Origin of the sequence: Kitasatospora sp. RG8 (assembly GCF_017813315.1) — a bacterium.
In the GTDB taxonomy this organism is placed as follows: Bacteria; Actinomycetota; Actinomycetes; order Streptomycetales; family Streptomycetaceae; genus Kitasatospora.
Map to the genome: position 1 here is coordinate 115,030 of NZ_JAGIYX010000004.1, position 14,314 is coordinate 129,343.

Sequence of the window (14,314 nt, forward strand, 5' to 3'; positions counted from 1 at the left end):
AGTCTGCAGGCCCGGGGCGGTCGGCGGAGTGGGGGACTCGTGGCCGGTGGGCGGCTCCCGCGCGGCTGGTCCGTGCCGGGTGCACCGCCGGGCCTTCGCCTCGGGCAGGATGGACGTACGTGACACGCGTACGTACGCACATAAGCTAACCGTGGAGGATGGCCGGTGAGTTCCCCGCCTTCGGACGTTCGCTCTGGGCTGACCGGAGGAGAGGACGCCCCGGACATCACGGCGTCGCCGCCTCCAGCCTACGGCGGCAAGCCGCTGACCGTGGCCGTGACGGGCGCCGCCGGCGTCCTCGGTGAGCGGGTCGCGGCCCGCCTGGTGGCCTCGCCGGGGGTGAAGAAGGTCCTCGCGGTCGACGACCGCCGGGGCGAGGTGCCGGGCGTGCAGTGGCGCGTCCTGGACGTCCGCGATCCGGCGGTGGCCGAGCGGCTGGCCGGGGTGGACGTGGTCGTCCACCTCGCGATGGACCTCGGCATGGAGTCCGACCCGCGGGCCCGCAGCGCCTACAACGTGCGCGGCGCGCAGACCGTGCTGACCGCGGCCGCGGCGGCCGGCGTGCACCGGGTGGTGCTCTGCACCTCGGCGATGGTCTACGGAGCGCTGGCCGACAACGAGGTGCCGCTGGCCGAGGACTCGGAGCTGCGGGCCACCGAGGAGGCCTCGCTGGTCGGGGACCTCCTGGAGATCGAGCGCCTGGCCCGGCGGGCCCCGCGCGCCCACCCCGGGCTCCAGGTGACGGTGCTGCGCCCGGCCGTGGTGGTCGGTCCCGGCGTCGACACCGTGCTGACCCGGCACTTCGAGGCGCCCCGGCTGCTGGTGGTGGCCGGCTCCCGGCCGTGCTGGCAGTTCTGCCACGTGGACGACCTCGCGGCGGCGCTGGAGTACGCGGCGCTGGGCCTGGTCGAGGGAGAGGTGACGGTCGGCTGCGACGGCTGGCTGGAGCAGGAGGACGTGGAGCGGCTGTCGGGGATCCGGCGGATGGAGCTGCCGGCCGCGCTGGCGCTGGGCACCGCGGCCCGGCTGCACCGCCTCGGCCTGACCCCGGCCCCGGCAGGGGACCTCGCCTACACGATGTACCCGTGGGTGGTCTCCGGCAGCCGGCTGCACGAGGCCGGGTGGCGGCCGGCCCACACCAACGAGCAGGTGCTGGGCGAGCTGCTGTCGCAGGTCTCCGGCAAGCACGCGGTGGCGGGGCGGCGGCTGGGCGGCAAGGAGGCCGCCACCAGCCTGGGCGCGGCCGGGGCGACGGTGGCGCTGGTCGGTACCGCGGCGCTGGTCCGGCGGGCGCGCAAGCGGCGCCGCTTCTGACGGGCCGGGGTTTTGGGTGCCGAGCGCCCGGGTTCTGAAGCCCCGGGGTCCTGAGCGCCCGGGTTCCGAGGTCCCGGGCTCTGAGGGCCTGGCGCGTCGAACCCCCTCTCATTCTCACGATGCGAAATTTCGCAATCGTGATGCGGAAGCCCCTTGCCCGAAACCACTCGGGATGGGGAATCATGGGGTCATGTCCGAGAACCACGACCCCATCCGCCTGCTCGCCATCCGCGACACCCCGCTCTCGCTCGACGAGGTGTACGAGGCGGTCGGCGACGACGCGGCCGGCGGTACGACCGTCTTCGTCGGGACGGTCCGTGACCACGACGGTGGCAAGTCGGTCGCCGCGCTGGAGTACAGCTGCCACCCCACGGCCGAGGCGGAGATGCGCCGGATCGCCGAGAAGATCGTCGCGGACTTCCCCGTCCGCGCGCTCGCGGCCGTCCACCGGATCGGCCGGCTGGAGATCACCGACAAGGCCGTGATCGTCGCGGTCTCCTGCGCCCACCGCGGTGAGGCGTTCACCGCCGCCCGCCGACTGATCGACGACCTCAAGCACGAGGTGCCGATCTGGAAGCACCAGGTGTTCGCCGACGGCGAGGAGGAGTGGGTGGGCGCGGGCAACTGCTGACCTGCTACAACTCTCCTGACACGCAGGCGCGCCGGGTCCTCACTCGAACGGGTGCGGGCCGGTACGCCGAATACTCCCTGGCAGTGAGCCGATCGGCCGTCCCGTAACCCGGACAGCGCCACCCGCGTTGTCCGCCGGGGTGGTTAATCTGCTCATAGACACGACGAGCTGGGAGTACTGACATGGCTGCGCTCGCCTGGTTGATCATTCCGGTTGTCGCCGCCCTGCTCGCCACGGTGTGGGCGGGCTGGGCCCAGCGGGCCCCGAGAGCCACGGGGGACCCCGCCTCGCTCGCCGAGCACCGCCGCTTCATGGCCGCGATGGAACGGACCACCGCGGGCCCCGGCGAGGGCTCCGGCCGGTAGCCCGGGCGGCGCCCCGTCACCGGCGTCCCGTACTGTCGAGGCATGCCACGCCGCTCTGCGACGATGCTCGCCGCCACCCTGCTGCTCATAGCGCTGCTCTGCGCCTCGGTGCTGATGAAGGTGCCGTACACCGAGATGAGCCCGGGGCCGACGTACAACACGCTCGGCGTGCAGGACAAGACGGGCACGCCGGTGATCACCATCACCGGCCACGAGTCGTACCCGGTCAGCGGGCACCTCAACATGACGACCGTCCAGGTCACCGGGGCCCGGTACGAGCCGAGCCTGGTCAACGCGGTGGTCGGCTGGCTCCGCGACGACGTCCTGGTGGTGCCGCACGACAACGTGTACCCGCGGGGGCAGAGCGACGCGGAGGCCAAGAAGCAGAACGCCGAGGAGTTCACCCTCTCCGAGGACCACGCGCGGACGGCGGCGCTCACCCAGCTCGGCATCCCGATCGGCAGCGAGCTGATCGTCCAGTCGGTCACCGCCGGCGCCCCGGCCGAGGGCCGGCTGCACGCGGGCGACCGGATCATCGCGGTCGACGGCACCCCGGTCACCGACGCGGACGGTGTGGCCAAGGCGGTCACCAAGCACCAGCCGGGCGAGTCGGCGGTCTTCACCGTGCTGCCGATGGTCAAGGACGGCGGCAAGGCCGACCCGGCGGCGGCCCGGACCGACATCACCGTCCCGACCGTGAAGTCGCCGGACACCGGCAGTGCCATGGTCGGCATCCGCCCCGGCGTCCGGCACACCTACCCGTTCCAGATCGACATCGGCCTGCAGGACGTCGGCGGGCCGAGCGCCGGGCTGATGTTCTCGCTCGGCATCATCGACAAGCTGACGCCCGAGGACCTCACCGGCGGCAGGTTCGTGGCCGGGACCGGCACCATCGACGACGGCGGCAAGGTCGGCCCGATCGGCGGGATATCGATGAAGCTGATCGCCGCCCGGGACGCCGGCGCCGAGTTCTTCCTCACCCCGGCCGCCAACTGCGCCGAGGCGGGGAAGAACACCCCGTCCGGGCTGAGGCTGGTCAAGACCGAGACGCTGGACGGCGCGCTGAAGTCGTTGGAGCAGATCCGCTCCGGGCAGACCTCCGCGCTGCCGTCCTGCGCCGGGTAGCACCGCCCCGCGCCGGGTAGCACCGCCCCGCGCCACGGAGGGGCGGGGCGGGGGGCGAGCGGCTAGGAGAAGGTCGCGAGCAGGGCGTCGGTCAGGCCCGGGACGAGGTCGGGGCCGGTCAGCACCTCGCGCGCGACGTCCTTGGAACGCAGCCGCAGGGCGATCTCCTTCTTGCCGTTGCGCAGCACGGCGGCGGTGATCCGCACCTCCTCGCGCTTGGGGTGGTTGGCCACCCACTCGGCGAGCTGGGCGTCGGAGGCGTTGCGCGGGCGGGACTGCTCGGAGCCCGGCGGCAGCATCAGCCGCTCGACCACCAGGGCGCAGCCGGCCACGGCGTCGGGCCAGGCGATCGTGCCGAGGAACTTGTCCAGCTCCATGCCGGCCGGCAGTTCGTCCTGCTCGACCGGGGTGAGGCCGGGCTCCTCGCTGTCGCCGAGGCCGAGCTGCTCGGCGATCCGGGGGTCGGCCTTGCGCAGCGCGGCGCTGTCCACCAGGGCGAACAGCCGGGCCGGGAGGTCCCAGCCGAGGGTGGCGGCGTACTCGTCGATCTCCAGGGCGGCCCGGGTCAGCGGGGTCGCGGCCGGGAGCTTGGAGACGTCGTCGGGGGAATTGGTGGCATCGGACATGCCTCAATCCTCACACGCCGGGCGCCCCGGGCGGTGCCACCGGCGGGCGCGGGCGGCGGGCCGGTGCGCCGGGGGAAGGTTGTCGTAACCGTCTGCTAACGGCGGGAACTCGGCTAAAGCCTGGTTAAGTTGCACTGACGACCGACCGATTCCAGACGACACAGCTGAGGTGCCCGTGGTATTCCAGATGCCGGAACGCTCAGGGCCGGGATTCCGGCGCAGGGTAGGCCCGCCCTCCCGGCGCGCGCGGGTGCTCCTGCTGACCCTGGGCGTACTCGCGGTGCTCTTCCTGCTGTTCGTCATGTTCGCCGGGTTCTGGACGGACTGGCTCTGGTTCAAGTCGGTCCACTACTCCTCGGTGTTCACCACCCAGCTCTGGACGAAGATCGGCCTGTTCGCCGTCTTCGGCCTGCTGATGGCGGTGATCGTCGGCTTCAACGTCTGGCTGGCGCACCGGCTCAGGCCGCCGCTGTCGGCGATGTCGGTGGAGCAGCAGAGCCTGGACCGCTACCGGGCCGGGCTCGCGCCGTTCAAGCGCTGGGCGCTGGTCGGCGTCTCGCTGGTGATCGGTCTGGTCGCGGGCGCCGCGGCGTCCGGCCAGTGGCGGACGTGGCTGCTCTGGACCAACGAGACGTCCTTCGGCGTCAAGGACGCGCAGTTCGGCCTGGACGTCTCGTTCTACGCCTTCGAGCTGCCGTTCTACGAGTTCCTGCTCGGCTTCGCGTTCAGCGCGGTGATCGTCTCGCTGCTGGCCTCGGTGCTGGTGCACTACCTGTACGGGGGCCTGCGGCTGCAGGGCCCGGGCCGCCGGGCCAGCGCCGGTGCGCAGGGCCACCTGGCGGTGCTGCTCGGCGTGTTCGTGCTGCTGAAGGCGGTGGCGTACTGGCTGGACCGGTACGCGCTGGCGGTGAAGACCGGCTCGTACAAGGGCGTCACCGGCTGGACCGGCCTGCGCTACGTGGACGCCAACGCGTTCCTGCCGGCCAAGACCATCCTGTTCTTCGTCGCGATCATCTGCGCGGTGCTGTTCTTCCTGACCCCGGTCCGCCGCACCTGGGCCCCGGCCCTGATCGGCCTCGGGCTGATGGTGCTCTCGGCGGTGCTGATCGGCGGGGTGTACCCGGCGATCGTGCAGCAGTTCCAGGTCAAGCCGAACGAGCAGGCCAAGGAGACGCCGTACATCCAGAAGAACATCGACGCGACGCGGAAGGCGTACGGGATCGCGGACAGCGAGGTCACCACCTACGAGCCGGGGAACGCGACCAACGCGGACGCGTTGAAGCCGGACGCCCAGACCATCGCGGACATCCGCCTGCTGGACCCGAACGTGGTCGGCCCGACCTTCCAGCAGAACCAGGCGCTGCGGAAGTACTACGCCTTCCCCAAGTCGCTGGACGTGGACCGGTACGGCTCGCAGGACACCGTGCTGGGCGTGCGCGAGCTGGACCTCAACGGCATCCAGCGGAACTGGATCAACGACCACTTCAACTACACCCACGGCTACGGCCTGATCGCCGCCAAGGGCAACCAGGTCGACGCCAACGGCAACCCGGTCTACACCGAGTCCGCGCTGCCGACCAAGGGCGCGTTCGGCCCGTACGAGCAGCGCGTCTACTACGGCGAGAAGACGTCGACGTACTCGATCGTCGGCGGCGGGTACCAGGACATCGACTACACGGCGGAGGACGGCACCCCGGTGCACTTCTCCTACACCGGCGACAGCGGTGTCTCGCTGGGCAACCCGCTCACCCGGGCCGCGTACGCGGTGAAGTTCGCCGAGCCGCAGATCCTCTACTCGGACGCCATCAAGGACGGCGCCAAGGTCATCTACGACCGCACCCCCAAGGAGCGGGTCGAGAAGGTCGCCCCCTGGCTGTCCATCGACGCCGACCCGTACCCGGTGGTGCAGGACAACAAGCTGGTCTGGGTGCTGGACGGCTACACCACCTCGGACGGCTACCCGTTCTCGTCCAAGACGACCCTGGGCGACGTCACCAAGGACTCGCTGACCAACCAGCGCGGTGAGCTGCTGACCGCCGCCAACAAGGTCAACTACATCCGCAACTCGGTCAAGGCGACCGTGGACGCGTACACCGGTGAGGTGACGCTCTACCAGTGGGACGAGAGCGACCCGGTCCTGAAGACCTGGATGAAGGCGTTCCCCGGCACCGTCAAGGCGAAGGCCGAGATCCCGTCCACGCTGATGCCGCACCTGCGGTACCCGCAGGACATGTTCAAGGTGCAGCGCGACCTGCTCGCCGAGTACCACATGACCGACGCCGGCGGCTTCTTCAACGGCACCGACATCTGGCAGGTGCCGGCCGACCCGACCACCAACACCAACGAGGTGCAGCCGCCGTACTACCTGACGGTGCGGATGCCCGAGGCGCAGGCGGCGACCTTCTCGCTCACCACCAGCTTCGCGCCGAGCGGGCGTGACAACCTGGCCGCCTTCATGTCGGCCAGTGCGGACCCGGGCCCGGACTACGGGAAGATCCGGATCGCCAAGATGCCGACCGGCTCCGGGGCGCTCGGCCCGAAGCAGGTGCAGGCGAAGTTCAACTCGGACCCGACGGTCGCCAACCAGCTCACGCTGCTGAAGACCGGCACCGACTCCGACATCGAGTACGGCAACCTGCTGACCCTGCCGGTCGGCGGGGGCCTGCTCAACGTCGAGCCGGTCTACCTGATCGGCCGCAGCGCCAAGGTGCCGGTGCTGAAGAAGGTGCTGGCGACGTACGGGAACGAGAACGCCGTCGTGGCCGTGGAGGACAACCTGGAGAAGGCGCTGGCCAAGGTCCTCGGCGGCGCGGTGACCGGTGCACCGGTCACGCCCACCGTTCCCGGCACCTCGCCGACCACGCCCGTCACGCCGACGACCCCGGTCACGCCGACCACGCCGACCACGCCGGGCGCCGGCGTCCCGACGGACCTGCAGAAGGCGATCGCGGACGTGCTGAAGGCGCAGAACGACGTCGACAACGCCCTCAAGGCCGGCGACTGGGTGGCCCTCGGCCAGGCGCAGAAGGCGCAGAGCGAGGCGGCCAAGGCGCTGGCCGCGGCCCAGCAGAAGGCGGGCCTCGCCCCGGCGGCCACGCCGTCGCCGTCGGCGGCCGCGACCGGCTCGCCGGGTGCCACGCCGTCGCCTGGGGCGAGCACCGGCCCCTGAGCTGCGGTAACCGATTGCTGTTCCGCCCCGCGACCGTGCTATGGTTCAACTACCGACGCGGGGTGGAGCAGCTCGGTAGCTCGCTGGGCTCATAACCCAGAGGTCGCAGGTTCAAATCCTGTCCCCGCTACTTAGTAGCAACCAGAGGCCCGGAGGATCATCCTCCGGGCCTCTGGCGTTTTCCCCGGGGGTGTGTGGGTCCGCTCCGGTACTATCGACCGTCGCCAATGACGCCGGCATTGGGGTTTGTGGTGCCGAAGTGTCGGGAAATCGACAAAGCGTCGAAGCAATTTCGTCGGCTTCGGATCCGCCTCGCCGAAATCGGCCGGGGCAGGTGTACGCGGGTTGCGGGTGATGCGACGATGGGACACATGGGGGACGCCGACCGGCTGCTGACCGGTCGTCCGATCCGACGCGTCCCCTGGGGGTCCCCCCGGCCGAAGGCTGGGGGCAAATGCCGCGACACTCTGGGGGAGCGGGAGTCGGCATGAGGCTGATCGGCAGGAACGGACCAGGGGCCAAGCCCGCTGCGGCCGCCGAGGCGGACACCGACGCCTGGGCGGAGAGCCCCGAGAACCACCCCGGCGCGCTTCCCGCCCAGCGCACCAGCGGCCTGACGGAGCGCCGCCCCTCCGGCGGCTACGGCCCCGACAGCCTGGTGCACGTCTCCGCCCGCCAGTTCGCCGCCTCCATCGGCCCCTACGGCGCCATGACGGAGGTCGCCGACGGGGAGGACGGGCGCGACCCCGCCCGCCGCTACGACGACGGCGACGAGGCCGGCTTCGACTCCGCCAGCTTCGAGACCGCGCTCGCCGCCCGGGAGCAGGCCGCCCTGGAGTCCCGGCACCGCCAGGCCGCCGACGACGGCGACCCGGACGCCGCCGGCCGGCTCGGCACCCTGCTGCTGCGCCGCGGCGACCTGGAGGACGCCGAACCGTACCTGCGCAGCGCCGCGGCCGCCGGGCTGCGCTCCGCCGCCAACAACCTCGGGGTCCTGCTGCACCAGCAGGGCCACCGGGCCGAGGCCGCCCAGTGGTGGCGGCAGGCGGCGGTCGCCGGCAGCGCGCCCGCCGCGCACGCGCTCGGCCTCCAACTGCGCGACCAGGGCGAGGAGGAGGCCGCCGAGTACTGGCTGCACTTCGCCGCCGACCACGGCCACCCGCTCGGCGCCTACGCGCTGGGCGACCTGATGGAGCACAGGCGCGACGTCCGCGCCGAGCGCTGGTTCAAGGTGTCCGCCGACGCCGGGCACCGGGAGGCCGCCTACCGGCTGGCCCGGATGCGCGAGGCCGCCGGGGACAAGGAGACCGCCGAGACCTGGTACCGCACCGCCGCCGCCCGCAGCCACGCCCGCGCCGCGCTGCGGCTGGGCGTGCTGCTGGAGGAGCGCGCCCGCACCGACCAGTCGCTGCTGGACGAGGCCGCCCGCTGGTACCGGCAGTCGGCGCAGAACGGCGAACCGCGCGCCGCCTGCGCGCTGGGCTTCCTGCTGCGCGACTCCGGGGACGTCACGGCCGCCGCCGAGTGGTGGCAGGAGGCCGCCGAGGCCGGCGACGGCAATGCCGCCAACGCCCTCGGCGCACTGCACGCCTCCCGCGGCGAGGCCGCCGAGGCCGAGCGCTGGTACCGCGGCGCGCTGGACGCCGGCGACCAGAACGGCGCCTTCAACCTGGGCCTGCTCTGCGCCGGCACCGGCCGCGACCAGCAGGCCGAGCAGTGGTACCGCCGGGCCGCGTACGCCGGGCACCGGGAGGCCTGCAACGCGCTGGCCGTGGTCCTGCTCCAGCGCGGGGACGAGTCCGGCGCCGAGCCGTGGTTCTCCAAGGCGGCCGAGGCCGGCAGCGTGGACGGCGCCTTCAACCTGGGCGTCCTGCACGCCGGGCGCGGCGAGAACCGCCAGGCGCAGGAGTGGTACGCGCGCGCCGCCGCGGAGGGGCACGGCGAGGCGGCGCTCCAGCTGGCCGTCGTCCAGGAGCAGCGCGGCAACCTGGCGGGCGCGCTGGAGCGCTACCGGCAGGCGGCCGCGGGCGGTTCGGCGGAGGGCGCCTTCCGGCTGGCCTCGGTGCTGGACCGGCGCGGCGACGCCGACGCGGAGGCCGAGCACTGGTACGCCCTCGCGGCCGACGCCGGCCACCGGCGGGCGCAGGTGCGGATGGGCGTGCGGGCGGCGGAGCGCGGGGCGCTGGAGATCGCGGAGAGCTGGTACCGGCGGGCTGCCGAGGCGGGCAGCCGCAGTGCGGCGTTCAACCTGGGCCTGCTGCTGGCCCGGCAGGACAGCGAGGCGGAGGCGATGCTCTGGTACACCCGGGCCGCCGATGCCGGCCACGGCCGGGCCGCGCTGCGACTGGCCCTGCTGGCGCTGCGCCGGGGCGAGCCGGTGCAGGCGGAGAACTGGTGCCGGCGGGCCGCGGACTACGGGCCGGCGGAGGTCGCGGAGCGCGCCGGGCGCCTGCTGGGCGCGCTGCACGCGGAGTTGAGCGCGTAGACGGGCGTCGGCGGCCCGGTCAGGGTCTGTTGGTACAGGCCGGACAGAGGCCCCGGTAGGTGATCTCGGCGCCGGAGACGGTGAAGCCGAAGCGCTCGGAGGCGGGCAGGGCGGCTAGTGGGTCGCCCTGCGGGTGGACGTCGCGGATCGCGCCGCAGCCGGAGCAGACCAGGTGCTGGTGGGCGTGGTGCGCGTTGGGGTCGTACCGCTTGGCCCGGCCGTCGGTGGCGACCTCCAGGACCTCGCCGAGGCCGACCAGTTCGCCGAGCGTGTTGTAGACCGTCGCGCGGCTGATCTCGGGCAGCAGGGCCACGGCGCGGGCGTGCACCTCGTCGGCCGTGAGGTGGACGTGTTCACCGTCGAGGACCTCGGCGACGACCCGGCGCTGCGAGGTCAGCCGCCACCCACGTCCGCGAAGTCGTTCCAGCAGGTCACTCATGCGTACAGGGTAGGTGAGACTCCGAGTCTGGTTCCAGTGTTGACTTAGACAAAGTCCAAGTTAGGATCGAGTCCGTCACGATCGGAACCCGCGGAGGCACCCTCTTATGACTACCCAGGACGAGCTGCGCCCCACCCTCACCACGGAGGCGGGTGCCCCCGTCGCCGACAACCAGAACACCGAGACCGCCGGCCTCGGCGGTCCGGCGCTGATCCAGGACCAGCAGCTGTTCGAGAAGCTCGCGCACTTCAACCGGGAGCGCATCCCGGAGCGCGTGGTGCACGCCCGCGGCGCGGCGGCGTACGGCACCTTCACGGTGACCGCCGACGTCACCGCCTACACCCGGGCGGCCTTCCTCGGCGAGGTCGGGAAGCAGACCGAGACCTTCCTGCGGTTCTCCACCGTGGCCGGCAACCTCGGCTCCGCCGACGCCGTCCGCGACCCGCGCGGTTTCGCGCTGAAGTTCTACACCGAGGAGGGCAACTACGACCTCGTCGGCAACAACACCCCGGTGTTCTTCATCAAGGACGCCACCAAGTTCCCCGACTTCATCCACACCCAGAAGCGGGACCCCTACACCGGCTCGCAGGAGGCGGACAACGTCTGGGACTTCTGGGGCCTGTCGCCCGAGTCGACCCACCAGGTGACCTGGCTCTTCGGTGACCGCGGCATCCCGGCCACCTACCGCCACCTCAACGGCTACGGCTCGCACACCTACCAGTGGCAGAACGAGGCCGGCGAGCACTTCTGGGTCAAGTACCACTTCAAGACCGACCAGGGCATCAGGAACCTGACGGCCGAGGAGGCGGCGAAGCTCGCGGGCGAGGACCCGGACAGCCACCAGCGCGACCTGCGCGAGGCGATCGAGCGCGGCGAGTTCCCGACCTGGACGGTGCAGGTCCAGATCATGCCGGCGGCGGACGCGGCCCAGTACCGCTTCAACCCGTTCGACCTGACCAAGGTCTGGCCGCACGAGGACTACCCGCCGATCGAGATCGGCAAGCTGGAGCTGAACCGCAACCCCGACAACATCTTCGCCGAGGTCGAGCAGTCGATCTTCTCCCCGGCGCACTTCGTGCCCGGCATCGGCCCGTCCCCGGACAAGATGCTGCAGGGCCGCCTGTTCGCCTACGCGGACGCCCACCGCTACCGCGTCGGCATCAACGCCGACCACCTGCCGGTGAACCGCCCGCACGCCACCGAGGCGCGCAACAACAGCCGCGACGGCTACCTGTACGACGGCCGCCACGGCCGCCAGAAGAACTACGAGCCCAACAGCTTCGGCGGCCCGGTGCAGACCGGCCGTCCGCTCTGGGCCCCGACCGCCGTCACCGGCGCCACCGGCACCCACGAGGCGCCCTCGCACAGCGAGGACAACGACTTCGTGCAGGCCGGCAACCTGTACCGGCTGTTCTCCGAGGACGAGAAGCAGCGGTTGATCGCCAACCTGGCCGGCTTCATCGCCAAGGTCTCGGCCGACCGTGACGACATCGTCGAGCGGGCGGTCGAGAACTTCCGCAAGGCCGACGCCGACTACGGCCGGCGGCTGGACGCGGCGGTGCGGGAGCTGCGCAAGCAGCAGTAGCGGCACCCCCGATGAGCAGCGGGCCCGTCCCGGCCGGAAGACCGGTCGGAACGGGCCCGCACCCATGTCCGGACGAGACGCCCGGGGCCCTGCGGCTCAGACGCTGAGACGGCGCAGGGTCTCCTCGTGCAGCAGGCCGTTGGAGGCGACCGCGTCGGCGCCGCCCGGGCCCGGGATGCCGTCCAGGCCGGTGAAGCGGCCGCCGGCCTCCTCGACGATGACGCAGTTGGCGGCCATGTCCCAGAGGGAGAGCTCGGGCTCGGCGGCGATGTCCACCGCGCCCTCGGCGACCATCATGTACGACCAGAAGTCGCCGTAGGCGCGGGTGCGCCAGCAGGCCCGGGTGAGGTCCAGGAACGGGTCGAGCCGGCCGCGGTCCTCCCACCCGGTGAGCGAGGAGTACGAGAACGAGGCGTCCTCGATCCGGGAGACGCCGGAGACGTGGATCCGGCTCGCTTTTGCCAGGCTGCGGCCGGCGAAGGCGCCGAGGTCCTTGGCCGCCCACCAGCGGCGGTTCAGCGCGGGGGCGGAGACGATGCCGACCACCGGGCGCTCGACGCCGTCCGGGCCGTCCTCCAGCAACGCGATCAGGGTGGCCCAGACCGGCACGCCGCGGATGTAGTTCTTGGTGCCGTCGATCGGGTCGATCACCCAGCGGCGCGGGCCGGAGCCCTGGAGGCCGAACTCCTCGCCGAGCACCGCGTCGCGCGGCCGGGCGCGCTGGAGCACGCTGCGCACCAGCTCCTCGGCGGCCTTGTCGGCGTCGCTGACGGGGGTGAGGTCGGGCTTGGTCTCGACCTTCAGGTCGAGGGCCCGGAAGCGCTCCAGGGTGACCGAGTCGGCCGAGTCGGCGAGGACGTGGGCGAGTCGGAGATCGTCGTGGTAATCGGCCATGGCCAAGACCCTAGCGAGCCCGCCCTGATCGGGACAGTCGGGCTCGCGGAGCGGACAGGAACGTTCCGGCCGGTGTGCAGCCCCCTCGGGCCGGCCCGGGGCGGGCCCGGCGCGTGCGGGCTCAGTGCGTGCGGGCCCGGCGCGTGCGGGCCCGGCGCGTGCGGGCTCAGTGGGCGGAGCCGCTGAGCTGGAGGCCGATCACCCCGGCGATCACCAGGGAGATCGACACCAGCTTGAGCACCGAGGTGGCCTCTTCCAGGAAGAGCATGCCGTAGATCGCGGTGCCGGCCGCGCCGATGCCGGTCCAGACCGCGTACGCGGGGCCGACCGGCAGGCTCTTGAGGGAGAGGGTCAGCAGGCCGAAGCTGCTGAGCGCGAAGACGCAGAAGCTGATGGTGGGCCAGAGCTTGGTGAAACCTTCACTGAGCTTGAGGTTGATCGCGAAGCCGGTCTCCAGGAGGCCGGCCAGGATCACCAGGGCCCATGCCATCGCGTGCTCTCCCTGTCGATCGACGGGTCGGGCGGTGATCCGGCCCGACTTTCCTATGATCACCAGGCAGGGGCGCTCCGACACCTCGAATGCCCGAAATCGGCCGGGGCCGCCCGTCGTCAGTCGTCCTCGCGGGCCTCCTTGCTGGAGAGCAGGCGGCGCAGCGAGTAGAGCCGGGCGGGATCGGCGTGGCCGTCCGCGACCCACGCGTCCAGCGCGCAGTCCTGCTCGTCGTGGCTGCACGCGCGCGGGCAGCCCTCGGTTCCCGGCTCCAGGTCGGGGAAGGCGTGGATCACCCGGGACGGGTCGATGTGCGAGAGGCCGAAGGAGCGGAAGCCCGGGGTGTCGATCACCCAGCCCGGGTCGAGCGCCTTCTTCGAGCCCGGCTTGGCCCCCGGGGGCGGCGGGAGCCGCAGCGCCAGCGCCGAGACGGTGGTGTGCCGCCCGCGGCCGGTCACCGCGTTGACGTGCCCGGTGGTCCGCTGGTGCAGCGGCACCAGGGCGTTGACCAGCGTGGTCTTGCCGACGCCGGAGTGGCCGATGAAGACCGTCGAGCGGCCGCGCAGGTGCGCCCGGACCGCCTCGGCGCCCTCGGTGGCCAGCTCGTCCCGCCGGGTCACCACGTAGTTGATGCCGAGTGGGGCGTAGGACTCCAGCAGCGGTTCGGCCGGGGCCAGGTCGGACTTGGTGAGCACCAGCAGCGGCTCCATGCCGGCGTCGTACGCGGCCACCAGGCAGCGGTCGATCAGCCGGGGCCGGGGCTCCGGGTCGGCCAGCGCGGTGACGATGGCGAGCTGCTGCGCGTTGGCGACGACGATCCGCTCGTACGGGTCGTCGTCGTCCGCGGTGCGGCGCAGCACCGAGGTGCGCTCCTCGACCCGGACGATCCTGGCCAGGGTGTCGGCGTCCCCGGAGAGGTCGCCGACGATGTTGACGACGTCACCGACGACGACGCCCTTGCGGCCCAGCTCACGGGCCTTCATGGCGACGATCTCGCGCTCGTGCTTAGTCCCCGCGTCGAGCAGGCAGGTCAGCCGGCCGCGGTCGACGGTGAGCACCATCGCCTCGGCCGCGTCCTCGTGCTTGGGGCGGATCCGGGTCCGCGGCCGGGAGCCCCGGCGCGCGGGGCGGTTGCGGATGTCGTCCTCGTCGGCGTCCTTGCCGTAGCGGCGCATGTGCCCAGTCTCCCGC

Annotated in this window: 12 protein-coding genes and 1 tRNA gene; 8 read left to right on the forward strand and 5 right to left on the reverse strand. The window is 72.3% G+C overall.

What is annotated here, in order from left to right; all coding sequences use genetic code 11:
• Nucleotides 1–165: 165 nt before the first annotated feature.
• From J5Y04_RS08175 to J5Y04_RS08190, 4 genes are all read left to right on the forward strand, one after another.
• Nucleotides 166–1,314, forward strand: coding sequence for an NAD-dependent epimerase/dehydratase family protein (locus tag J5Y04_RS08175; protein ID WP_374105968.1), 1,149 nt, complete (start codon nt 166–168; stop codon nt 1,312–1,314).
• A 190-nt stretch (nt 1,315–1,504) separates the two neighbouring features.
• Nucleotides 1,505–1,945: a molybdenum cofactor biosynthesis protein MoaE gene (locus J5Y04_RS08180; RefSeq protein ID WP_241002573.1), complete on the forward strand. Its 441-nt coding sequence runs from the start codon at nt 1,505–1,507 to the stop codon at nt 1,943–1,945.
• A gap of 182 nt (nt 1,946–2,127) precedes the next feature.
• The gene (locus J5Y04_RS08185; protein ID WP_209411189.1) at nt 2,128–2,310 is read left to right on the forward strand and encodes a hypothetical protein; all 183 of its coding nucleotides are present in this window, start codon (nt 2,128–2,130) and stop codon (nt 2,308–2,310) included.
• 42 nt (nt 2,311–2,352) lie between these two features.
• A complete protein-coding gene (locus tag J5Y04_RS08190) occupies nt 2,353–3,435 on the forward strand; it encodes a PDZ domain-containing protein (RefSeq protein ID WP_209411190.1) in 1,083 nt (360 codons plus the stop codon).
• Nucleotides 3,436–3,497: 62 nt separating this feature from the next.
• Here J5Y04_RS08190 and J5Y04_RS08195 read toward each other — a convergent pair whose 3' ends face one another.
• Entirely contained in the window at nt 3,498–4,061 is a 564-nt protein-coding gene (locus tag J5Y04_RS08195; protein WP_209411191.1) for a PPA1309 family protein, read from the reverse strand.
• Nucleotides 4,062–4,248: 187 nt separating this feature from the next.
• On the opposite strand from J5Y04_RS08195, the gene J5Y04_RS08200 reads away from it, so the two are divergent.
• The 3 genes from J5Y04_RS08200 to J5Y04_RS08210 all read left to right on the forward strand — a co-directional run bounded on the left by J5Y04_RS08200 (nt 4,249) and on the right by J5Y04_RS08210 (nt 9,715).
• Complete coding sequence (locus J5Y04_RS08200) at nt 4,249–7,230, forward strand: UPF0182 family protein (protein ID WP_209411192.1); 2,982 nt, start codon at nt 4,249–4,251, stop codon at nt 7,228–7,230.
• A 56-nt stretch (nt 7,231–7,286) separates the two neighbouring features.
• Nucleotides 7,287–7,360, forward strand: a tRNA-Met gene (locus J5Y04_RS08205).
• 579 nt (nt 7,361–7,939) lie between these two features.
• The gene (locus J5Y04_RS08210; RefSeq protein WP_209411502.1) at nt 7,940–9,715 is read left to right on the forward strand and encodes a tetratricopeptide repeat protein; all 1,776 of its coding nucleotides are present in this window, start codon (nt 7,940–7,942) and stop codon (nt 9,713–9,715) included.
• Between the two features lie 19 nt (nt 9,716–9,734).
• Here the strand turns inward: J5Y04_RS08210 and J5Y04_RS08215 are convergent, their stop codons facing one another.
• Nucleotides 9,735–10,154, reverse strand: coding sequence for a Fur family transcriptional regulator (locus tag J5Y04_RS08215; RefSeq protein WP_209411193.1), 420 nt, complete (start codon nt 10,152–10,154; stop codon nt 9,735–9,737).
• A gap of 106 nt (nt 10,155–10,260) precedes the next feature.
• On the opposite strand from J5Y04_RS08215, the gene J5Y04_RS08220 reads away from it, so the two are divergent.
• Complete coding sequence (locus tag J5Y04_RS08220; protein ID WP_209411194.1) at nt 10,261–11,739, forward strand: catalase; 1,479 nt, start codon at nt 10,261–10,263, stop codon at nt 11,737–11,739.
• Nucleotides 11,740–11,835: 96 nt separating this feature from the next.
• On the opposite strand, the gene hisN is transcribed toward J5Y04_RS08220, so the two are convergent.
• From hisN to rsgA, 3 genes are all read right to left on the reverse strand, one after another.
• Nucleotides 11,836–12,633 carry a histidinol-phosphatase gene (gene hisN / locus J5Y04_RS08225; RefSeq protein WP_209411195.1) on the reverse strand — a complete coding sequence of 266 codons (798 nt, stop codon included), beginning with the start codon at nt 12,631–12,633 and terminating at the stop codon, nt 11,836–11,838.
• Nucleotides 12,634–12,799: 166 nt separating this feature from the next.
• On the reverse strand, nt 12,800–13,123 hold the full coding sequence (locus J5Y04_RS08230) for a multidrug efflux SMR transporter (protein WP_209411196.1): 324 nt from the start codon (nt 13,121–13,123) through the stop codon (nt 12,800–12,802).
• Nucleotides 13,124–13,242: 119 nt separating this feature from the next.
• Nucleotides 13,243–14,298, reverse strand: a complete 1,056-nt coding sequence (rsgA, locus tag J5Y04_RS08235) for a ribosome small subunit-dependent GTPase A (RefSeq protein WP_209411197.1) — start codon at nt 14,296–14,298, stop codon at nt 13,243–13,245.
• Nucleotides 14,299–14,314 lie beyond the last annotated feature (16 nt).